The sequence below is a fragment of the Enterovibrio qingdaonensis genome (assembly GCF_028683135.1).
Lineage (GTDB): Bacteria > Pseudomonadota > Gammaproteobacteria > Enterobacterales > Vibrionaceae > Enterovibrio > Enterovibrio qingdaonensis.
In genome coordinates, this window is the sequence record NZ_JAJUBB010000009.1 from 74,429 (window position 1) to 94,548 (window position 20,120).

Annotated in this window: 26 protein-coding genes; 15 read left to right on the forward strand and 11 right to left on the reverse strand. The window is 47.5% G+C overall.

Annotated elements, in window-relative coordinates; genetic code table 11:
* Positions 1–39: 39 nt before the first annotated feature.
* The 6 genes from lptB to LRP49_RS13720 are packed head-to-tail and all read right to left on the reverse strand — an operon-like array spanning position 40 to position 4,325.
* Positions 40–765 carry an LPS export ABC transporter ATP-binding protein gene (lptB, locus tag LRP49_RS13695; protein ID WP_274142869.1) on the reverse strand — a complete coding sequence of 242 codons (726 nt, stop codon included), beginning with the start codon at positions 763–765 and terminating at the stop codon, positions 40–42.
* A 6-nt stretch (positions 766–771) separates the two neighbouring features.
* Positions 772–1,281 (reverse strand): lipopolysaccharide transport periplasmic protein LptA, encoded by a 510-nt coding sequence (lptA, locus tag LRP49_RS13700; protein WP_274142870.1) that lies wholly within the window; start codon positions 1,279–1,281, stop codon positions 772–774.
* Positions 1,262–1,828 carry an LPS export ABC transporter periplasmic protein LptC gene (lptC, locus tag LRP49_RS13705; RefSeq protein ID WP_274142871.1) on the reverse strand — a complete coding sequence of 189 codons (567 nt, stop codon included), beginning with the start codon at positions 1,826–1,828 and terminating at the stop codon, positions 1,262–1,264. The genes lptA and lptC overlap by 20 nt, the downstream gene beginning before the upstream one ends.
* Positions 1,825–2,382, reverse strand: a complete 558-nt coding sequence (kdsC, locus tag LRP49_RS13710; RefSeq protein WP_274142872.1) for a 3-deoxy-manno-octulosonate-8-phosphatase KdsC — start codon at positions 2,380–2,382, stop codon at positions 1,825–1,827. Before kdsC ends, lptC begins: the two co-directional genes overlap by 4 nt.
* Entirely contained in the window at positions 2,382–3,350 is a 969-nt protein-coding gene (locus LRP49_RS13715; RefSeq protein WP_274142873.1) for a KpsF/GutQ family sugar-phosphate isomerase, read from the reverse strand. The genes kdsC and LRP49_RS13715 overlap by 1 nt, the downstream gene beginning before the upstream one ends.
* Positions 3,351–3,362: 12 nt before the next feature.
* Complete coding sequence (locus LRP49_RS13720; RefSeq protein WP_274142874.1) at positions 3,363–4,325, reverse strand: calcium/sodium antiporter; 963 nt, start codon at positions 4,323–4,325, stop codon at positions 3,363–3,365.
* A 386-nt stretch (positions 4,326–4,711) separates the two neighbouring features.
* Here LRP49_RS13720 and mlaF point away from each other — a divergent pair, with 386 nt between their 5' ends.
* From mlaF to murA, 7 genes are read left to right on the forward strand one after another with little or no spacing between them, the layout of a single operon-like run.
* Positions 4,712–5,509, forward strand: a complete 798-nt coding sequence (gene mlaF / locus LRP49_RS13725) for a phospholipid ABC transporter ATP-binding protein MlaF (protein WP_274142875.1) — start codon at positions 4,712–4,714, stop codon at positions 5,507–5,509.
* A gap of 8 nt (positions 5,510–5,517) precedes the next feature.
* A complete protein-coding gene (gene mlaE, locus LRP49_RS13730; protein ID WP_274142984.1) occupies positions 5,518–6,288 on the forward strand; it encodes a lipid asymmetry maintenance ABC transporter permease subunit MlaE in 771 nt (256 codons plus the stop codon).
* Between the two features lie 2 nt (positions 6,289–6,290).
* Complete coding sequence (gene mlaD / locus LRP49_RS13735; protein WP_274142876.1) at positions 6,291–6,767, forward strand: outer membrane lipid asymmetry maintenance protein MlaD; 477 nt, start codon at positions 6,291–6,293, stop codon at positions 6,765–6,767.
* Between the two features lie 5 nt (positions 6,768–6,772).
* Positions 6,773–7,423, forward strand: a complete 651-nt coding sequence (locus LRP49_RS13740; RefSeq protein WP_274142877.1) for an ABC transporter substrate-binding protein — start codon at positions 6,773–6,775, stop codon at positions 7,421–7,423.
* Positions 7,420–7,743 carry an STAS domain-containing protein gene (locus LRP49_RS13745; protein ID WP_274142878.1) on the forward strand — a complete coding sequence of 108 codons (324 nt, stop codon included), beginning with the start codon at positions 7,420–7,422 and terminating at the stop codon, positions 7,741–7,743. The genes LRP49_RS13740 and LRP49_RS13745 overlap by 4 nt, the downstream gene beginning before the upstream one ends.
* Positions 7,740–8,003: a BolA family iron metabolism protein IbaG gene (ibaG, locus tag LRP49_RS13750; protein ID WP_420791573.1), complete on the forward strand. Its 264-nt coding sequence runs from the start codon at positions 7,740–7,742 to the stop codon at positions 8,001–8,003. The genes LRP49_RS13745 and ibaG overlap by 4 nt, the downstream gene beginning before the upstream one ends.
* A gap of 16 nt (positions 8,004–8,019) precedes the next feature.
* The gene (gene murA / locus LRP49_RS13755; RefSeq protein WP_274142880.1) at positions 8,020–9,276 is read left to right on the forward strand and encodes a UDP-N-acetylglucosamine 1-carboxyvinyltransferase; all 1,257 of its coding nucleotides are present in this window, start codon (positions 8,020–8,022) and stop codon (positions 9,274–9,276) included.
* 64 nt (positions 9,277–9,340) lie between these two features.
* Here the strand turns inward: murA and degS are convergent, their stop codons facing one another.
* The 3 genes from degS to zapG all read right to left on the reverse strand — a co-directional run bounded on the left by degS (position 9,341) and on the right by zapG (position 12,400).
* Positions 9,341–10,405 carry an outer membrane-stress sensor serine endopeptidase DegS gene (gene degS, locus LRP49_RS13760; RefSeq protein WP_274142881.1) on the reverse strand — a complete coding sequence of 355 codons (1,065 nt, stop codon included), beginning with the start codon at positions 10,403–10,405 and terminating at the stop codon, positions 9,341–9,343.
* A gap of 129 nt (positions 10,406–10,534) precedes the next feature.
* On the reverse strand, positions 10,535–11,902 hold the full coding sequence (locus LRP49_RS13765; RefSeq protein WP_274142882.1) for a Do family serine endopeptidase: 1,368 nt from the start codon (positions 11,900–11,902) through the stop codon (positions 10,535–10,537).
* 87 nt (positions 11,903–11,989) lie between these two features.
* On the reverse strand, positions 11,990–12,400 hold the full coding sequence (zapG, locus tag LRP49_RS13770; RefSeq protein WP_274142883.1) for a Z-ring associated protein ZapG: 411 nt from the start codon (positions 12,398–12,400) through the stop codon (positions 11,990–11,992).
* Positions 12,401–12,581: 181 nt separating this feature from the next.
* Here zapG and zapE point away from each other — a divergent pair, with 181 nt between their 5' ends.
* The 8 genes from zapE to sspB all read left to right on the forward strand — a co-directional run bounded on the left by zapE (position 12,582) and on the right by sspB (position 18,927).
* A complete protein-coding gene (gene zapE / locus LRP49_RS13775; RefSeq protein ID WP_274142985.1) occupies positions 12,582–13,685 on the forward strand; it encodes a cell division protein ZapE in 1,104 nt (367 codons plus the stop codon).
* A gap of 231 nt (positions 13,686–13,916) precedes the next feature.
* The gene (gene rplM / locus LRP49_RS13780) at positions 13,917–14,345 is read left to right on the forward strand and encodes a 50S ribosomal protein L13 (protein ID WP_078750796.1); all 429 of its coding nucleotides are present in this window, start codon (positions 13,917–13,919) and stop codon (positions 14,343–14,345) included.
* A 12-nt stretch (positions 14,346–14,357) separates the two neighbouring features.
* Positions 14,358–14,747: a 30S ribosomal protein S9 gene (gene rpsI / locus LRP49_RS13785; RefSeq protein WP_274142884.1), complete on the forward strand. Its 390-nt coding sequence runs from the start codon at positions 14,358–14,360 to the stop codon at positions 14,745–14,747.
* Between the two features lie 389 nt (positions 14,748–15,136).
* Positions 15,137–15,727 (forward strand): ubiquinol-cytochrome c reductase iron-sulfur subunit, encoded by a 591-nt coding sequence (petA, locus tag LRP49_RS13790; protein ID WP_274142885.1) that lies wholly within the window; start codon positions 15,137–15,139, stop codon positions 15,725–15,727.
* Entirely contained in the window at positions 15,727–16,992 is a 1,266-nt protein-coding gene (locus LRP49_RS13795) for a cytochrome b (protein WP_274142886.1), read from the forward strand. The genes petA and LRP49_RS13795 overlap by 1 nt, the downstream gene beginning before the upstream one ends.
* The gene (locus LRP49_RS13800) at positions 16,989–17,726 is read left to right on the forward strand and encodes a cytochrome c1 (protein WP_274142887.1); all 738 of its coding nucleotides are present in this window, start codon (positions 16,989–16,991) and stop codon (positions 17,724–17,726) included. Before LRP49_RS13795 ends, LRP49_RS13800 begins: the two co-directional genes overlap by 4 nt.
* Positions 17,727–17,812: 86 nt before the next feature.
* Entirely contained in the window at positions 17,813–18,448 is a 636-nt protein-coding gene (gene sspA / locus LRP49_RS13805) for a stringent starvation protein SspA (RefSeq protein WP_274142888.1), read from the forward strand.
* Entirely contained in the window at positions 18,448–18,927 is a 480-nt protein-coding gene (gene sspB / locus LRP49_RS13810; protein WP_274142889.1) for a ClpXP protease specificity-enhancing factor, read from the forward strand. Before sspA ends, sspB begins: the two co-directional genes overlap by 1 nt.
* A 42-nt stretch (positions 18,928–18,969) precedes the next feature.
* Here sspB and LRP49_RS13815 read toward each other — a convergent pair whose 3' ends face one another.
* Both LRP49_RS13815 and LRP49_RS13820 read right to left on the reverse strand, forming a co-directional pair.
* A complete protein-coding gene (locus tag LRP49_RS13815) occupies positions 18,970–19,524 on the reverse strand; it encodes a BON domain-containing protein (RefSeq protein WP_274142890.1) in 555 nt (184 codons plus the stop codon).
* Between the two features lie 3 nt (positions 19,525–19,527).
* Positions 19,528–20,118 (reverse strand): phosphoheptose isomerase, encoded by a 591-nt coding sequence (locus tag LRP49_RS13820; RefSeq protein WP_274142891.1) that lies wholly within the window; start codon positions 20,116–20,118, stop codon positions 19,528–19,530.
* Between the last annotated feature and the right edge of the window lie 2 nt (positions 20,119–20,120).

Consider the following 20,120-nt stretch of genomic DNA (forward strand, 5'->3'; position numbering starts at 1 on the left):
GCATGATCTGAAAGTAAATACGCCAACCGTATTCCTTAACTATAGCCTGAACTGGTCCCCGAGATAGACTCGTTTTACATGCTCATCGTTTAGCACTTCATCAGGAGTGCCATGTGCGATCAAGTGTCCCTGGCTAACAATATAGGCGTGCTCACAAACACTAAGTGTCTCACGTACGTTGTGATCGGTAATTAACACACCTAAACCTCTGTCTCGCAGATGCTCGATAATTTTCTTGATATCGATAACAGAGATTGGGTCAACACCCGCGAACGGTTCATCAAGAAGGATGAATTTCGGATTCGCTGCCAGCGCACGCGCAATTTCAACACGGCGACGTTCGCCACCTGACAATGCCATACCCATACTATTACGGATATGTTGGATGTTGAACTCGTCGAGCAAGTCCTCAGCTTTGTCTTGCCTCTCCGCTTTTGACAGTTCTTTGCGTGTTTGCAATACGGCCATCAAATTGTCATAGACACTGAGCTTACGAAAAATGGATGCTTCCTGCGGTAGGTAGCCAATACCCATACGAGAGCGGTTGTGCATGGGTTGAATACTGATGTCGGTATCATCAATGTGAATGGTGCCTTCATCACGGGCAACCAAGCCGACGATCATGTAGAAAGAGGTGGTTTTTCCTGCACCGTTGGGACCAAGAAGCCCCACGATTTCTCCAGACTTAACTTCCAAGCTCACGTCGGTAACGACTTTGCGTCCGTTGTAGCTTTTTGCAAGGTTTTTAGCGGTCAGTATGGCCATGAGGCGTTAGTTCTTTTCTTGTTTTGTTTGTGGCTGCAAAATCGTTGTTACGCGACTGCTATTATCGCTTTCGGCGTTCAGCAACTGCTTGTCGATGTTGTAGGTGATCTTCTGACCTTCAATCTGGTTACCGCCTTCTTGCATTAAGACTGCGTCTTTCGTCATGGTCAGGAAACTCTTACCGACTTCATAACGCAAATCGAAAGCTTTACCGTCAATTTTCTTGCCATCATCCATCGTTTGTTGGAACGTCGCGGGCTTTCCATAGGCATCAATAATTTCAGAGCCTTCAGTGCCAGTCGGACGGGTCACAACCACTTTTTCCGCTTTCAGGCGAATAGAGCCTTGGCGGAGGAAAACATTGCCAGTGAAAATCACCGTATTGGTTTTCATGTCTAAATTTTGTGAGTCTGAGTCAATATAAATTGGCTGCTCGGAGTCTGAAGACAGAGCGAGGGCACTGCCGGACAGCAACATCATTACGATGGCAAAGATGCTATTTCTTTTCTGGTTCATACCTGCTCTTCACTTGTTCTATCAGTTCCATCTGATGGGTGCCAAAGTTCCCTTTAACGCGCTCGCCGCGTGTTTGAAGACCGACGCCGGTAATTTCGGTTTCTTTATCAGACCAAAAATCACGCGTTTTTAAGTCCAGCGTCAATTCGTCAGTGGTGACGACTTTGATTTGTGCATCAGGTAACAGGTTAAAGATCCTGACGCGACCTGTCATCACTAGAATTTGCTTACTGTCTAAAACCGCAAAGTCTGAGCTGACTCGCCATTCTTCATCTATGCCGTCTTTGTATGTCCACAATACAGGCTCATTGAAGTGGGTTTCATCCAGCTTTTGATAATGTTCCAGGTAAGCCGATTTCAGCAAATAGTCGCGAATGCCATCCTGATTGTAATTGGTTGACGATACATTCTCCGATGTAAACAATGGTTTTTCTGCATCCGGTGCAACCTGAATGTCTTCCTGCCAATAGTGCTGGCTAAGCAGGTAATATCCTACATAGCCGCATATCACGAGCAGAAGAACGACACCGAGATGTCGGAATATCATATACTCAGCCCCTTGTGTGCATCGAGTTCACCACGAGCTTCTAGGATCAAATCACAAATTTCGCGTACTGCACCATACCCACCCGGCGTGCGGGTGACAAGATCTGCACGTTGTGCCAGCAGCGGATGCCCATCATTGACACAAACGGACAACCCGACATGTGCCATGACCGCCCAATCGATAAGATCGTCACCAATATACGCGGTTTGCTCAGCCGGAATCGCGAGCTTTTTCACTAAATCTTGGTAAGCAGAGGCTTTGTCATCTTGCCCCTGATAAATATGTGTGATGCCCAATGCTGACATTCGACGCTCAACAATGGCCGACTTTCTGCCGGTGATAATGGCGATTTCAACGCCCGCATTCATCAACGACTTTACGCCATAACCATCACGGGTATGAAACGCTTTCAGTTCTTCGCCATCATTGCCCATGTAGATGCGTCCATCGGAGAAGACGCCATCGACATCGCAGATCAGCAGCTTAATATTGGCTGCGCGTTCAAATAAAACAGTCTCGACAGGACCGTAGAGGGTTTCTGTTGTTGATGTCATTACATGACCCCAGCTTTCAGTAAATCGTGCATATTCAATGCGCCAATGAGTTTGCCATTCTCTGCAACAAGCAGCCCATTGATTTTTTTCTCTTCGAGGGTTTTTAGGCCTTCAGCTGCAAGCAATTCAGCACTGACCGTCGTTGGGTTTTTCCCCATCACATCACCGATTGGCGTGCTATGAAGGTCGATGCGTTGGTCAAGCAAGCGGCGCAGGTCTCCGTCTGTGAAGATGCCTTTCAGGGTGTCATCGCTTTCCACCACGGCGGTCATGCCTAGCCCCTTGGCTGACATTTCAAGTAATGCGTCGCGGATTGTGTTTGTCGGAGACACTTTTGGCAGCGCATCACCAGAGTGCATGATGTCGGCTATGCGTAGCAGTAGCTTGCGGCCGAGTGCTCCGCCTGGGTGAGAAAGGGCAAAGTCATCAGCCGTAAAGCCTTTTGCCTGCATCAGAGCCACAGCAAGTGCATCACCCATCACCAGTGTCGCTGTGGTGCTAGAGGTTGGTGCAAGTCCAATCGGACAGGCTTCTTTAGGCACTTTAATGCAAAGGTTAACCTGTGCCAGACGCGCCATGGTGGAGGCTGCATTGCTGGTCATGGTGATCAATGTAATGCCGCGACGCTTTACAACAGGCAACAGAGTAATGATCTCTGACGCCTCACCTGAGTTTGAAATCGCTAAAACGACGTCGCCTTTTTCAATCATCCCCAAGTCGCCGTGACTGGCTTCTCCAGGGTGAACAAAAAAGGCGGGAGTGCCTGTGCTTGCCAGCGTTGCAGCAATTTTATTCCCGATATGGCCAGACTTGCCCATTCCCATCACAACGACTTTGCCTTTCGCATTAAGGATTAATCGGCATGCTTCAGAGAAGTCGTCATTGATGTATTGCTCTAGCTGCGCAATGGCATCAAGCTCAGTGCGCAGTGTAGTAATGCCAGCTTGGCGAAAATCAAACTCAGTCATAATGTATCCGTTTTAAGCGGCCACGTGAGATAGCAAATAGCCTTGATAGCCGACAAAGCACGTGAGCAGTGCAATACCTTCCCAGCGATTAATGGTGCGAGCTTTGCCAACAGCAAAGAGGAACAGTAACACTGACATGGCTAGCATGACATAGAAGTCACGATCCATTGCCAGTGGGTTTAGTTCTGAAGGTGCAAGCAGGCCTGGTAGGCCCATAACCGCAAGAATGTTAAAAATGTTAGAGCCAATGATGTTACCAACGGCCAGATCATCCTCACCTTTCATTACACCAGCGACTGAGGCCGCGAGTTCAGGAAGGCTGGTACCAACAGCAACGATTGTCAAACCAATAACCAGATCGCTCATGCCGAAGGCTTTTGCAATGACAATGGCAGAGTCAACAACCATGTCAGCACTGAAAATGAGTAGCACCAGGCCGACAACCACCCAGATTGCAGCGGACATGTTACTGACGCCTTTTGGAATTTCGGCCTCTTGCTCAACAAGCATTGGGTCTTCTTCGCCACTCTCTCTACCGAATTTCATCATCAGAAGCAGGAAGGCAGCAAACATCACTGCAAGTGCAATACCTTCCCAAAAGCCGAGGTAGTTATCCCATAAAATCACACCCGCAACGATGGTGACGCCCATCATGAGTGGGAGTTCGCGGCGCAGAATGCCAGAACTGATAGATAGCGGTTTGATCAGTGCTGTCACACCTAATATGAGTGCGATATTGGCAATGTTTGAGCCCAGTACGTTGCCGACAGCGGTGTCGGTTTTCCCGCTCAAGGCTGCCGTTGCCGACACCACCATTTCAGGGGCAGAGCTGCCCATCGCAAGAATTGTCATTCCAATGACAAGAGGAGAGATACCTACATTGCGGGCAATTGCGGCTGCACCGTAAACCAACCTGTCGGCACTCCATACCAACAAACATAGGCCTACTACTAGTATGGCGGTCGCTTCAAACATTTAAATACCTTCTGAAATCGATAGGGCGAAATCGTTAAAAGGGCAATTTTGACCGCTATTGGGGTAAATGTGAAGAAAAACGGCGTTATCTCTTGATGTTAAGACGTGACATTCCTTAAACACGCACAATCTAACCCAAAGAGAATTGGCAGAATTATCAGAAACACCAAAAATAAGACTGGGTTAGTGCTGCATTCTAAAGAGATAAGGGTTGAAATATGCGTTAGTAGGGACTGTATTTAATAAAAGACAATGCATGCTGGAATTCTGAACGTATCTTAACCGAAACTTTGCAAATGAATACCGTGCAATTACTTGTTTTGGCCTGTTAGTCGCTCTATGATCAGTCACTTAATATTCAAGAAAATCAACGCTAAAGGCATTCGATGAGCAATGGTAACCTGGTTGAGGTAAACCAACTGACTTTCTCTCGAGAAGAAAGGATGATCTTTGACAACGTCAGTCTCACCGTGCCTGTTGGTAAAGTGACGGCCATTATGGGCCCCTCGGGTATTGGTAAAACGACCTTGCTCCGTCTAATAGGGGGGCAATTGCAACCAGACTCCGGTGAAGTACTTTTTGGTGGACAGAATATTCCCACGCTGTCCCGTGCTCGACTTTATGATGTGCGCAAGCGCATGAGTATGCTTTTCCAGTCAGGTGCACTGTTCACGGATATGACTGTGTTTGACAACGTTGCGTTTCCTCTTCGCGAGCATACCGAACTTTCTGAATCATTGATCAAAACCGTCGTTCTACTCAAACTGGAAGCGGTAGGGCTGCGGGGAGCGGCGAATCTGATGCCAAGTAGCCTTTCAGGGGGAATGGCTCGACGCGCAGCACTGGCAAGGGCGATTGCGCTGGACCCAGAACTCATCATGTATGATGAGCCCTTTGTTGGACAAGACCCTATTACCATGGGTGTATTGGTTTCCCTTATCCGCAATTTGAACCAAGCACTGGGTTTAACCTCAATCGTCGTTTCTCACGATGTGCCGGAGGTCATGAGTATCGCAGACCATGTATATCTGCTGGCCGATGGGAAGATCATTGCCTCAGGGTCGCCGCAATCTTTGCGTGAAAATGCAGACCCGCGAGTTATTCAATTTCTTAAAGGTGATGCGGACGGCCCGGTGCCTTTTCGTTATCCCGCGAAGGACATTACTCAGGAGCTGTTTTCGTGATAGTGAACATGGTTCAAGCGTTAGGGGCTCGCACCATGGCGGTGTCGCGAGCGATGGGGCGAGCAACGTTTATTTTGCTCGGTGCCCTGATTGGTAAGCCACAACCTAAAAAAATGTTCCCGTTGTTTGTCACACAACTGTATTCAGTGGGTGTGCGATCGCTGGCGATTATCATGGTTTCCGGCCTATTCATCGGGATGGTACTGAGCCTGCAAGGTTACTTAGTCCTCGCCGACTTTGGGGCGGAAGGGGCCTTGGGCCAGATGGTGGCGCTATCGCTCTTGCGAGAACTTGGCCCCGTGGTAACAGCATTATTGTTCGCAGGGCGGGCAGGTTCTGCGCTTACCGCTGAAATTGGTTTGATGAAAGCCACAGAGCAAATCTCAAGTTTGGAGATGATGGCTGTCGATCCCCTTCGTCGCGTTATTGCGCCGAGGTTCTGGGCTGGCGTTATTTCGATGCCTTTGCTTGCCATGATATTTATGTTGGTCGGCATTTGGGGTGGACAGCTAGTAGGTGTCGACTGGAAAGGGATTGATTACGGCAGTTACTGGTCAGCGATGCAATCATCAGTAGAGCTTGGCTATGACATTGGCCAATCATTCGTAAAATGTCTGGTGTTCGCGATTACTGTCACCTGGATTGCTTTATTTAACGGTTACGATGCTATCCCTACCTCTGAAGGGATAAGCCGTGCCACAACGAGAACCGTCGTGCACTCTTCTTTAGCAGTGCTAGGACTGGACTTTGTCCTTACAGCACTGATGTTTGGGAGCTAACAATGCAACAAAACAAAAAAACTGAATTTTGGGTTGGTACTTTCGTCCTCGCAGGCATTGCGGCCGTTTTGTTGCTGATATTCCAAGTGGCAGATGTCAAGAGTTTTACCCGTGCTGACCATTACACGCTGGAAGCGCATTTCGATAACATCGGTGGGTTAAAAATACGATCTCCAGTCAAGATAGGGGGCGTGGTTGTGGGTCGAGTGACTGATATCTCCTTAACCGCACCCGATTACATCCCGACCGTGACAATGGAAATTGACAGCAAATATGGCTACTTTCCAGAAACCAGCTCAGCTGCCATTTTGACCTCTGGCCTGATTGGTGAGCAATTTATTGGCATCCGTCCCGGTTTTATCGATGAGGACATTATGTTGCTTAAAAATGGCGACTTACTGGAAGACACCCGCTCAGCAATGGTGCTAGAGGACCTTATTGGTCAGTTCCTGTATAGCGTGGGCGGTTCGGAGGAGTGATCAAAATGAAAAAGTGGATAGCAACCGCGATTGCGCTGTTCAGTATGCTTGTTAGCTCATTAGTATCGGCTGCCAATGTTGATGCAATGAATCCTTATAACTTGATCAATGGTGTTGCAGAGAGCGCTTTTAGCCGTCTTAAAGCGGATAAAGATGTGTATCAAGCCAACCCTGAGCTATTGCGTCAGGTTGTGATTGAAGAGTTGATGCCCCACATCAACGTGCGCCTAGCGGCACTGAAGGTATTGGGCCCACGCGCTAATAAAGCGAGCAAAGAACAGCGAGATGAGTTCACCGCCGCGTTTTATGATTACTTGGTGGCATCCTATGCGCGAATTTTGACGCAATACACTGACCAAGAAGTGACTGTTGAGCCTGAAAAAGCCATTGATGCTAAAAGGAAGGTCGTTTCAGTTCGTGTCGATATTGTCGACAGTGCCCGACCGCCTATTCGTCTCGATTTTAAATTGCGTAAAAATGGAAAAACGGGCGAATGGCAAGGCTTCGATGTTGTTGTAGAAGGTGTAAGTATGCTCGACACGACGGCAAGTGAGTGGAGTGCACAACTCCGCAAAAAGAATGGGATAGAAACCGTCGCTAAAGAGATGGTTCAGCGAGCTAAAGCACCCATCACAAAAGAAGAGAAAGCGTCGTGAGTGCGCCACTATCCATAGAGCGACACACAAATGGACATTACTGCTTGTCAGGAGAGCTTGATCGTGACACAGTGCCTCCATTTTGGATAGACCGTGCCAACTGGCTTCCCAAGGGGGAGTCTGTCACGCTGGATTTAGCTGCGTTGAAGCGCGTTGATTCAGCAGGCATGGCCATGTTGTTGCACTTGCAACAACTGCTCAATGAGAACAAGCAAACGCTGGTTCTATGTAATATCCCCGAGCAATTGAGGGTGTTGCTGCAACTGAGCAATGTAGAAAGTCTTTTCGCTGACCTTACTTTGTCAGCTCAAGAGGAATGATTGTGGAACCTACAGAAATTAAAGCAATTCTTGAAGATGCCTTATCACTGGACGAGATTCATGTGAAAGGTGATGGTAGTCATTTTGAAGTGGTTGCAGTGGGTGAATTGTTTGACGGCATGTCGCGTGTGAAAAAGCAGCAAACAATCTATGGACCTCTGATGGAGCACATCAGAACAAATGCCATACACGCCTTGAGCATCAAAGCGTTGACCCCAGCAGAGTGGGCACGCGATAAAAAACTGATGCAACCGCTATAAGTCCACGAGGAACAGCATGCAAAAATTCCGTGTCCACGGTGGTGGCCCACTGCGTGGTGATGTCACTATTTCAGGTGCAAAAAACGCCGCCCTTCCAATTCTGTTCGCTGCACTGCTCGCTGAAGAGCCAGTAGAAGTTGCGAACGTTCCAAAACTTCGTGATATCGATACCACGATGGAGCTTTTAAGCCGTCTGGGTGCAACGGTGTCGCGTAACGGCTCTGTGCATGTGGATGCCAGTGAAATCACTGAGTTTTGCGCACCTTATGATTTGGTGAAAACCATGCGTGCATCCATTTGGGCGTTGGGTCCTTTGGTAGCGCGCTTTGGTAAAGGACAGGTTTCTTTGCCTGGCGGCTGTGCGATTGGTGCACGACCTGTGGATCTTCATATCCATGGTCTGGAGCAACTTGGCGCGACAATCACACTTGATGAAGGTTACGTTAAAGCGCATGTAGATGGCCGCCTGAAAGGTGCGCACATTGTCATGGACAAAGTGAGCGTAGGTGCCACCGTGACTATCATGTGTGCAGCAACGTTGGCTGAAGGTACGACAGTCATTGAAAACGCAGCGCGTGAACCTGAAATTGTCGACTGTGCGAAATTCCTGAACATGCTGGGCGCGAAAGTGTCAGGTGCAGGTTCTGATAGCATCACCATTGAAGGTGTTGAGCGTCTTGGTGGTGGTTATCACGAAGTTGTGGCTGATCGCATTGAAACAGGAACATTTCTTGTTGCTGCAGCGGTGTCTGGCGGTAAAGTGATGTGCCGAAACACCTCTGCAAAACTGATGGAATCAGTGCTAGCGAAGCTAGAAGATGCAGGTGCGTTGGTTGAAACCGGCGAGGATTGGATTTCGTTGGATATGACAGATCGCGAGCTAAAAGCCGTCAATATCCGCACCGCTCCGCACCCTGGTTTTCCAACGGATATGCAGGCGCAGTTCACCTTGCTAAATCTTATGGCGAAAGGCACTGGCATCATCACAGAAACGATCTTCGAAAACCGCTTCATGCATGTGCCTGAGCTTCAGCGCATGGGTGCACATGCTGAGATTGAAGGTAATACTGTTGTTTGTGGTGACTGTGATGGCCTGAGCGGCGCACAAGTCATGGCGACAGACCTTCGCGCGTCAGCGAGCTTGGTGATTGCAGGTGCGATTGCGAAAGGTGAGACCATCGTTGATCGTATTTATCATATCGATCGCGGATATGAGCATATCGAAGACAAGTTAAGAGGTCTGGGTGTGCACATTGAACGCTTTAGCGAATAAGGCGATCACTCGATGAAAAAAGGTCACCTAGGTGACCTTTTTTTGTATCTGTTAGATTGTGATTTTATCGGGCGGGATCTTCACCGATAGTCACCATGACTTCGATCGGTTTGCCATCACGAATGAGCTTAAAAGGTACTTCTGTACCAGGGCGCGTATCTGCAACAATATCAAGCGCATACCTGAAACTATTGATCGGTTTTCCGTCAATCTCGACAATCAGGTCATTCACCTTAATTCCTGACTTTTCCGCTGGACCATTTGGAGCAAGACCTGCAATAAGTACCCCACGGACTTGTTCTGCATCGAGCAGTCGCGCCATGACTTGATTGACTTCTCGACCTTCAACACCAAGGTAACCACGAATAACACGCCCATCTGCAATGAGCTTCTGCATGATTTTCACGGTCAGTGAGTAAGGTATCGCAAACGATATGCCGTAAGTGTCGATGTCAGTCGCTTGTTGGAACGAGGCGGTATTGATGCCTACTAGCTCACCTCGACTATTAACCAGTGCACCGCCTGAGTTTCCTCGGTTAATGGCTGCGTCTGTTTGAAGGAAATCTTGGCGTTGATTGAAGCTCATGCCCGGACGGCCTGTTGCGGAGATTATCCCGAAGGTGGTCGTTTGACCCAAGTTGTAAGGGTTGCCTATCGCGAGAACGATGTCTCCAACCGAAGGATCATAACTGTCATTAAACGGAATAACGGGAAGATCTTCGAGCTCGACCTTCACGACGGCAAGATCGGTACGAAGATCCTTGCCAACAAGTTGAGCGGTACTGATGCGACCATCTTGCAAGGCAACGATGATTTGATCTGCACGAGCGACAACGTGATAGTTCGTCACGATGTACCCTTTATCACTCATAATGACGCCAGAGCCGAGCCCTTCCGCGTTAAGTTGAAGCCTATTTTCGTTGCTGTATCTGCGTGTGTAAATATTTACAACGGCGGGTGAGGCACGACGAACGGCATAGTTGTAAGAAAGGAGTGATTCATTCGTCTCAAATTGAACGAGCGCGACGTCAGGGAACAATTGATTGGTGCGAAGTGAGGGAACGGCAAACAACAGAATACCAGCGACAATTACGCCGTAAACTGCTGAACGCGTTAAAAGTGACAGCATGGTCATTCCCTACACCGACTAAATTCCAAGGTGCAAAGCATAGCATTGAAATTGCAACAAGAGTAGGAGAAGAAAGGGCAGATCAGGAACCCAAAAATGATTCAGGTTCCTGATGTGATCTGTGTTAAATCAACGAATAACTAAATACATCGACGAGTCATTGCGAAGGATGTTTAACGCCAGAGCACTCGGTTTGTTTTCGAGCTCTTTTCGCAGGTCGCCAAGGTTTTTTACCTTGTTTCTATTCAAACCAACGATAACGTCGCCTTGCTTCAAACCATAACGAGCAGCAATTGAGTCTTTCTCCACGCTGGAGACGCGAACCCCTTTTACTTTGCCTTCAGAATAGTTCTCTAACTCTGCGCCTTTTAGTGCTTCATGCAATGTTTCAGCGTTGGCTTTCGCCAGTGTCGCTTCTTTAAGTTTGGCGGTAACTGTTTTTTTCTTGCCATCACGGATGATGCCAAGGTTTACATCTTTACCTGCACCCAGTGTTGCAATCTTCGCACGCAGTTCGCCAAATGTGCGAATGTCTTTGCCATTCACAGAAACGATAATGTCGCCGGCTTGAATGCCAGCCGTTTCTGCCGCAGAGTCCGGAACCACTTGGCTGACAAATGCACCGTGATTGGTCTCATAGCCAAACGCCTCAGCTAGCTCATTGGTAAGTTCACCACCTTGCACACCCAGTACACCGCGCTTCACTTCACCGAACTCGAGTATCTGATCAACGAGGTTTTTCGTCATGTTGACTGGAATGGCAAAGCCGATACCAATGTTACCGCCATTTGGCCCCAAGATTGCGGTGTTAATACCGACTAATTCCCCATTGAGGTTAACGAGCGCACCACCGGAGTTACCGCTGTTAATTGCGGCATCGGTTTGAATGAAGTTTTCAAAATTTTCGAGATTCAGGCCGCTGCGACCCAGTGCTGAAATAATGCCCGATGTGACTGTTTGACCCAGGCCAAAAGGGTTGCCAATGGCAATAGCAAAATCCCCAACACGCAGGTTGTCTGAATCTGCCAGTTTTATTTCAGTTAGATTGTCGGCTTTTTCAAGTTTGAGTAAAGCGACATCGGACATGCTGTCACTGCCGATAAGCTCAGCATCGTATTCTCGTCCATCATGAAGTTGAACAAGAATTTTATCGGCACCGTCAATAACATGATGGTTCGTCACGATATAACCTTTGTCAGCATCAATAATGACGCCAGAACCTAAACCGCGAAAAGGGCGTTCTTTGACTTGCTCTGCCGGAAAATCAGGACCAAAGAAAAAGCGGAATGACTCAGGAATGCGTTGGGTAGACGTATGGCTTCCTTCAACTGCAATGCTGACCACAGCCGGACTGACGGTTTCAAGCATAGGAGCCAAGCTAGGTAGACTTTCACCGGCAATGGCACTGGGCAGTGCTGCAGTTGCCGGTAAAGCGGTAATCGTTGTGCTAACTGCAAGAGCTAGCGCACTTAGCGTAGATAAAGACGTTTTTCTCATAAACACACTCCCCACAATCGGTACGAGTTAAGAGTGGGGGTTGTGTAAAAAAGTTCAATACCTCAATGTGCTGAAAGTGTGATCCAGTTAACTTGCTTTACTTGTTTGCTCAGCATTTTTTAGCAATCCCGAAGCGCCATCTGAGTAATCTCTTGGCTGCTCTTGGGAGTTAGACTCTTCCGTTACTTCTGAGATTTTGCTGATGCGCTTAGCAAATGGATTGTCTTGTTCAGGCAGGTTTGGCATGAGCTCGGCCGACGTTGAAGCCATATGTTGATACAGCTTACTGTAGTCGCGAGAAATGTTATCGAGCAACTCGGCACTTTGGGCGAAATGGTCAACAAGCTCTTGGCGGTATTGCTCTAGCTCGTAGCGTGATTTTTCTAACTCTTTTTTTAAGTCTTTTTGTTGAGCGTTATCGCGCATTGTGAGGCGGGCGACGATGAAGCCGATAACAATGCCGATGATCACAAAAACAAGCGTGTTGATCCAAGCCATAAGTGCTCCTTAACTTTATCTAACGGTTTGGATGTATTGCAATTTTTTGCACGCAACGCGTCGAATGGAAAGAAATTGCATACTCCTGAATGCTCGGTTTTTACTATACATGGCAAAAGATACGCGTGGTACTATTGATTTTGAGAACATAGTTGCCAAGAGTAAGAGTTGGGTTCAAGGAATGACACCGATAGAGCAATATGAAAAAGATCTGCAACGTCCAGATTTTCTTGAGGATGCATCGCAAAAGCAGGCGGTGCTAGCGTTAGAAGATCTTTATCATCGACTGGTTGCACGGCAACAGAGTGCAATTAAGCCGGAAGGCTTTTTACGGTCATTGTTTAGAAAAAAAAGCAAAAGTATCAATCCTGAGAGAGGGTTGTACTTCTGGGGTGGGGTAGGACGAGGAAAAACCTACCTTGTTGATACCTTCTTTGAAAGCCTACCGTTTGATAAAAAGCTGCGGATGCATTTTCATCGATTTATGCATCGTATTCATCATGAGCTCAAGCTACTTGATGGTCAGCAGGACCCATTGCAAAAAATTGCCGATAAATTAGCTCTGGAAGCAGACATATTATGTTTTGACGAGTTTTTTGTATCGGACATTACAGACGCGATGATTTTGGGTACCTTGCTCGAAGCCTTGTTTGAGCGTGGTATTTGCCTTGTGGCTACCTCAAACATTGTGCCCGACGATCTTTACCGCAATGGTTTACAACGTGCGCGCTTCCTTCCCGCTATCGCACTCATTAACCAGCATTGTGAGATTGTTAATGTTGATGCTGGAACCGATTATCGGTTGAGAACCCTTGAGCAGGCGGAAATATTTCATTTCCCCCTCGATGAAGCAGCTGACAGCAATTTAAAAGATTACTTTTATAAGTTAGCCACCGAACCATGCTTTGAAGGGAGGGATATTGAGATCAATCATCGTACCCTCAGGGCTGAGCGTGAAGCTGAAGGCATTGTCCATTTTGATTTCACGACCTTGTGTGATGGACCAAGAAGCCAATCTGATTACATTGAAATAGCCCGGTTATACCACACTGTTTTATTGGCGAATGTTCCTCAAATGGGGGCGTCTAAAGATGATGCGGCACGCCGATTTATCGCCATGGTCGATGAATTCTACGAAAGGCACGTAAAACTCATCATTTCGGCAGAGGTTTCTCTTAGTTCTCTGTATACGGACGGACGTTTGATGTTTGAGTTCAAACGTTGCTGCTCACGGCTTAAAGAGATGCAAAGTCACGATTATCTGGCACTTGAACATCTTCCGTAGTCGATGAAGCTTATTGATAGTGTTGATATTCATCAGTCGGAGAAAAAATCGGGACTTTTTTTGAAAAAAAGGTGATTTTTTCTCCACCCTTCCTTATAATCCTGCGACCCACCGTTACTGTTGAAAGGCGTATGCCGAGGGTACACCACTCGAAGGGGTGCTGAATGAACTCTTAACAGTGGGAGCAGCAGCTCCTTAAGTGAAATCTAAATTTATCGGGTAATTATTAGCATGAAAACTTTCGTTGCTAAACCAGAAACTGTAAAACGCGACTGGTACATTGTTGACGCAGAAGGTAAAACTCTGGGTCGTATCGCGACTGAAATCGCATCTCGTCTACGTGGTAAGCATAAGCCGGAGTACACTCCGCACGTTGACACTGGTGACTACATCGTAGTTATCAATGCGGAAAAAGTTACTGTAACTGGCGCAAAAACTACTGACAAGATGTACCATCACCACTCAGGTTACATGGGCGGCATCAAGTCAATCAGCTTCGACAAGCTGATCGCGAAGAAACCAGAAATGATCATTGAATTGGCTGTTAAAGGTATGCTGCCACGCGGTCCTCTAGGTCGTGCAATGTTCCGTAAACTGAAAGTTTACGCGGGCGCACAGCACAAGCACGCGGCACAACAGCCGCAAGTACTGGACATCTAAGAGGATTTAACAATGGCAGAACAATACTACGGCACTGGTCGTCGCAAAAGCTCCGCAGCTCGCGTGTTCATCAAGCCGGGCAACGGTAACATCGTAATCAACAAGCGTTCACTGGAGCAGTACTTCGGTCGCCCAACCGCTCGCATGGTTGTTCAACAACCTCTTGAGCTGGTAGAAATGACTGAGAAACTGGACCTGTACATCACTGTTTCTGGTGGTGGCATCTCTGGTCAAGCGGGTGCAATCCGTCACGGTATCACTCGTGCGCTGATGCAATACGATGAGACTCTGCGTCCTACTCTGCGTGCAGCTGGCTTCGTCACTCGTGACGCGCGTAAAGTTGAGCGTAAGAAAGTTGGTCTTCGCAAAGCACGTCGTCGTCCACAATTCTCTAAGCGTTAATTCGCTTCCGGTTTATCCGGGAATTCTGGTCACGAAAAAGCCTGGCAATTTGCCAGGCTTTTTTATTGCCTTTTTCACCACTTTTTCTACTCATCTCACTCCTATCCCTTCCTTATCTCCGCGTAATTGGCACTTTGAAGAAATACATTCCTTTTAGGCTTTTGGTTAAAAAAAACGGTGTGTACCTCACATTTGTTACAAAAAGGTAGCTTTATCTTGTCAGAAAGTGGGGTTTTCCTTATCATTTAATCGACGTATTCGTAGGTTATTATTGGATAATCGGCGAGAGTTTTACGTAAATTAAAATTCTTTTTGAGTTAGCCGTACGCTCCAGGGACGCATAAGGACAGTTATAAAAATCCATGCGGGAGCACATGGGAGAATGTTGGATGAGCAATGCGCCAGTTAATTCCGGCCGACGTCGTTTCCTGACTTTGTCTACCGCAGTGGTAGGCGGTGTAGGTGCAGTGGCAGTCGCTGTACCGTTTGTAAAGTCATGGAACCCGAGCGCCAAAGCTAAGGCTGCCGGTGCTCCGGTCGAAGTCGATATTAGTAAAATTGAAGAAGGCCAGTTGGTTCGGGTCATATGGCAAGGTAAGCCTGTTTGGATTGTTCGCCGTGGACAGGAGTCTCTCGCGCAATTAGATGAGATTGCCGACAAACTGCGTGACCCTGAGTCTGTAGAACCGCAGCAGCCTGAATATATTAAAAATACCTATCGTTCGATTAAGCCAGAGCTTTTCGTCGCGGTTGGACTTTGTACGCATCTGGGTTGCTCTCCAACCTATCTGCCGGACAGTTTTGGTGAGCAGGTAGAAGGTGTCACATCAGGCTTTTTCTGCCCTTGTCATGGTTCCAAGTTTGATATGGCAGGTCGTGTGTTCCAAAGTGTTCCTGCGCCACTTAATCTGGTTGTCCCTCCTTATACGTATCTCAACGATAATCGTATTTTGGTGGGTGCTGATGAGGGGGCTGCGTAATGGAAAACTTGTTGAACTGGTTTGAGAAACGCCTACCTGTGATGAATGCATATAAAAAGCATTTGTCAGAATACCCAATGCCTAAAAACTTTAACTTCTGGTACCTATTTGGCTCATTAGCCATGTTGGTACTGGTAAACCAGCTTTTAACGGGTATTTGGTTAACCATGAGCTACAACCCTTCTGCAGAAGGGGCGTTTGCTTCTATTGAGTACATCATGCGTGATGTAGAGTACGGTTGGTTGCTGCGTTACATGCACTCTACCGGTGCGTCTGCATTCTTTGTGGTTGTCTACCTCCACATGTTCCGTGGCCTGATTTACGGTTCTTACCAGAAACCACGCGAGCTGCTGTGGATCTTCGGCATGCTGATTTTCCTCGTGCTGATGGCTGAAGCGTTTATGGGTTACTTGCTGCCTTGGGGACAGATGTCTTACTGGGGTGCTCAGGTAATCATTTCGTTGTTCGGTGCGATCCCGTTTATCGGTGAAGACTTGACGCTTTGGATCCGTGGTGACTACGTCCTGTCGGGTGCAACGCTGAACCGTTTCTTTGCATTGCATGTTGTTGCGCTGCCCATCGTGCTTCTTTTATTGGTTGTGCTGCACATACTGGCATTGCATGAGGTCGGGTCTAATAACCCAGATGGCATCGAGACCAAGTTGCCAAAAGGCACCAAAGGCGAAAACTATCAGACCCAATTCCCGTTCCATAAGTACTACACCAAAAAGTACGACATCATTGATTCTGTGCCATTCCATCCTTATGGGACAGTGAAGGATCTGGTGGGTGTAGGTTTATTCGGTATTTTGTTTGCCTACGTGATTTTCTTTAATCCAGAGATGGGCGGCTACTTCCTTGAGCCACCAAACTTTGAAGCAGCAAACCCGCTGAAGACGCCTGAACACATTGCACCTGTATGGTACTTCACACCGTTCTACGCCATCTTGCGTGCAGTTCCGGATAAACTCGCTGGTGTTGTCTTGATGGGCCTCGCTATCGTGGTGCTCTTCCTGTTGCCATGGCTTGATCGCTGTAAGGTGCGTTCTTACCGCTACCGTAGCAAAATTCACTTGGCGAATATTGTTCAATTCACTATCTCTTTCATTGCTCTAGGCGTGTTAGGTGCTTTGCCTGCAACCGAGCTTTACACTTGGTTTGCTCGAGTATTTAGCTTTGGTTACTTCATGTTCTTCGTATTCTTGTTCTTCTACAGCAAAAACGAAGCAACGAAACCATTACCAGAGAGGGTGAATTACAAATGAAGAAGTGGATTGTAATGCTGTTTGCCCTGCTGCCTTCTCTGGCGATGGCAGCGGGCTCAAGTGTTCCGTTGGATGCGGCAAACAATGATTTGTCAGACAAGGCATCACTACAAAACGGTGCTAAGTTGTTCATGAACTACTGTTTCGGTTGTCATGCGACCCAATATCAACGCTATGAGCGGATTTCTGAAGACTTAGAGATCCCGAAAGAATTGATGCTGGAAAATCTGGTTTTTGACAGTAATGCCAAGATCGGTGATTTGGTGAAAAATGCCATGACATCTGAAGACGGCGCGACCTTCTTTGGTGGCCCGGCACCTGACTTGACGCTGGTGGCACGTGTTCGTGGAAGCGATTGGATTTACACCTATTTGCGTTCGTTTTATCAAGACGACTCTCGTCCGTTTGGTGTGAATAACTCGGTCTTCCCAAGTGTGGGTATGCCGCATGTGTTGGAAGAGCTCCAAGGTACGCCAGTTAAACAATACAAAACGGTATTGGTTGATGGTGAATACGTTGAAGAGTTTATGGGCATCGAATCTTTAGGGAATGGCGAATTAAGTCCTGAAGAATATGATGAAGCCGTTCGAGACTTGGTTAACTTCTTGGAATATTCTGGCGAGCCTAACAAGCTTGAGCGTCAGCAAATGGGCTATTGGGTCATTGGTTTCATCGTGATTTTCTTGATTCTTGCCATTTTGCTGAAGAAAGAGTATTGGCGCGACGTTCACTGATCGGTTAATCTAGTGAGTTGCTGATCCACAATGGGGGCAGGTGCTCCCATTGTTTTTTCTATAGATGAAATATTCTGGAGGGGTTAATGGCTGTTGCTGCCAATAAACGCTCGGTGATGACGTTGTATTCAGACGCATCAGACATGTATAGCCATCAAGTGCGCATCGTTCTTGCTGAGAAAGGTGTGACTTATGAGATTGAGCTTGTTGATCCAAACAACCTGCCAGAGGATTTACTGGACCTGAATCCGTACAATTCGGTTCCTACGCTGGTTGATCGTGAGCTTGCGTTGTACAACGCGAACATCATCATGGAATACCTAGATGAGCGTTTTCCGCACCCACCGTTGATGCCAGTATACCCAGTTGCTCGTGGCAACAGCCGCCTGATGATGTATCGCATCGAGCGCAACTGGTACACGCTTGCTGAGAAAATTGAAAAAGGCAATGCGGAAGAAGCTGACTGTGCACGTCGTCAATTGCGTGAGGAGCTGCTGGCTCTGGCACCGGTATTCGCTGAATATCCGTTCTTCATGAGTGAAGAATTCAGCTTGGTAGATTGCTATCTTGCGCCTTTGCTGTGGCGTTTGCCTGTTATGGGTATTGAGCTGAGTGGCCCTGGTGCTAAAGAAGTGAAAACCTACATGGCTCGCGTATTTGAACGTGATTCATTCTTGGCTTCACTGACTGAAGCAGAACGTGAAATGCGTTTGGCTCAGTAATGGATGATATCAATCTGACGCCACGTCGCCCGTACTTGCTGCGGGCGTTTCACGACTGGTTGCTGGATAACGATTTGACGCCTCATTTGGTGGTTGATGCGATGTTGCCTAACGTGGTCGTGCCTTTTGAGTACGTTCAGGATGGTCAGATCGTATTGAACATTGCGCCACGTGCGGTGGGTAACCTTGAACTGGGTAATGACGAAGTACGCTTTAATGCGCGCTTTGGCGGTCGCCCAATGACAGTGACGGTTCCGCTTTACGCTGTTGTCGCGATTTATGCACGTGAAAATGGCGCGGGAACCATGTTCGAGTCTGAGCCTGCTTATGAAGCTGAGCTTGAGGGTATTGAGATCATTGAAGATCAGTCTGATGAGCCTGTACTAGATACAGTGGAAGAGACTGCCGAGGTTGATGATGTACCTGATGAAGCTCCGATTAGGCCTAAGGGCAGACCGACCCTTACCGTAGTGAAATAAAAAAGCAGCCTGATGGCTGCTTTTTTGTGCCCATGAAATACATCACTGAGCAGTTTCGGTTTGTTGGGGCTGATAGTACTGAAAGCCTTTAATAACTTGCTTTACACCGCGTATATTTCTAGCAATTTCAGTCGCTTCATTGGCTTGCTCGTGCGTCACATACCCCAGTAAGAAAACTTCGCTGTCTTCTGTGATCACTTTGATATTCACATTATTGAGTTTTTTACTCCCGATCAGGGCGGATTTCACTTTCGTTGTCAGCCATGTGTCGTTGCTGACTGCCCCAAGAGAAAGCGGCGGCTTAATTCGGATTTGATCGTAAATCGTTTCCACGCCGTTTACTTCTCTGATCTTTTGAACCAATGTGTTTTTCAGTGCTTCCGTTTTTGCTTGCCCAATAAGCAGTAGTTTACCGTCATAAGATACCGCATTAATTCGGGTATCTCCTTGAAATGGTGGCTTGTTGACGATACCGGCTACTTGCATACTCAGGTGTGTATCATTGAGCTCAGCCTTGGCTGTTCGAGTATCCTGTTCATAGAACGTTGAACAAGCACTCAACCCCAATACTGCAGCTAGTATAAGTGCTCTTTTCATACGCTATTCTCCGTGAGTAGGGAACAGATACTGGTCAATCAGGTCACACAAGGTGTGCAGAGTAATAAGATGCACTTCTTGTATACGCGCAGTGCGTTGAGAAGGAATTCGGATCTCAACATCTTGCTCACCCAATAGGCCAGCCATTTCACCACCATCTTTACCTGTGAAGGCAACAATGGTCATGTCTCGCGTTACGGCAGCCTCCATGGCCTTAATGATGTCTTTACTGTTACCACTGGTCGACAAAGCAAGTAAAACGTCTCCGCCTTGGCCGAATGCACGTACTTGTTTGGAAAAAACTTCGTCGTGGTGGTAATCGTTTGCAACTGCAGTCAGTGTCACGGTATCCGCGGTTAGCGCAAGCGCAGGCAGACTCGGACGTTCAGTTTCGAAGCGGTTTAGCAAACAGGAGGCAAAGTGCTGAGCATTGGCTGCTGAGCCACCGTTGCCGCAACAAAGGATCTTATTGCCATTGAGCAAACACTGAACCATCACCATAGCCGCCTTTGATATTTGTTCTGGCAGTGCCTCCGCGGCAGCGATTTGTGTTTGAATGCTTTCGGTAAAGCTCTCTTTGATGCTGTCTAGCATTG